Source organism: Streptomyces sp. A1136, assembly GCF_004795055.1.
Lineage (GTDB): Bacteria > Actinomycetota > Actinomycetes > Streptomycetales > Streptomycetaceae > Streptomyces.
The window spans coordinates 1-503 of record NZ_SSBJ01000407.1 but is presented as its reverse complement, the minus strand read 5'-3'; the positions used below and the strand labels follow the sequence as shown (position 1 = coordinate 503).

The following is a 503-nucleotide window of genomic DNA, read 5'->3' as shown; positions in this document are numbered from 1 at the left end:
CCCGGCCAGCACGATGAGGGACCGAGTTTCGAGAACCGCCGAGAGGGGACGACGTCGTGCAGCTGGGACTGATCGGGCTGGGCAAGATGGGCGGCAACATGGCCGAGCGCCTGCGCCGGGCCGGGCACGAGGTCGTGGGCTACGACCACTCACCCGGCAAGCGGGACGTGGAGACCCTGCCCGCCCTGATCGAGGCGCTGGCCGCGCCGCGGGTCGTCTGGGTGATGGTTCCCTCGGGTGAGCCGACCAAGGCCACCGTCAAGGAGCTCGCCGGGCTGCTCAGCGAGGGCGACGTGATCGTCGAGGGCGGCAACTCCAAGTACACCGACGACCAGGTGCACGACGTGATGTGCCGCGAGAAGGGCATCGGTTACATCGACGCCGGCGTCTCGGGTGGGGTCTGGGGCCTGGAGAACGGCTACGCCCTGATGGTCGGCGGCACCAAGGACGACGTCGCCAAGGCGCAGCCGATCTTCGACGCGCTGCGGCCGCCGCGGCCGGAG

At 70.6% G+C, this 503-nt stretch carries 1 protein-coding gene; it reads left to right on the top strand.

Features of this window, described 5'->3' with window-relative positions:
* Positions 1-56: 56 nt before the first annotated feature.
* On the top strand, positions 57-503 hold a 447-nt coding region (locus E6R62_RS39280; RefSeq protein WP_168714344.1), incomplete at its 3' end, for an NAD(P)-binding domain-containing protein.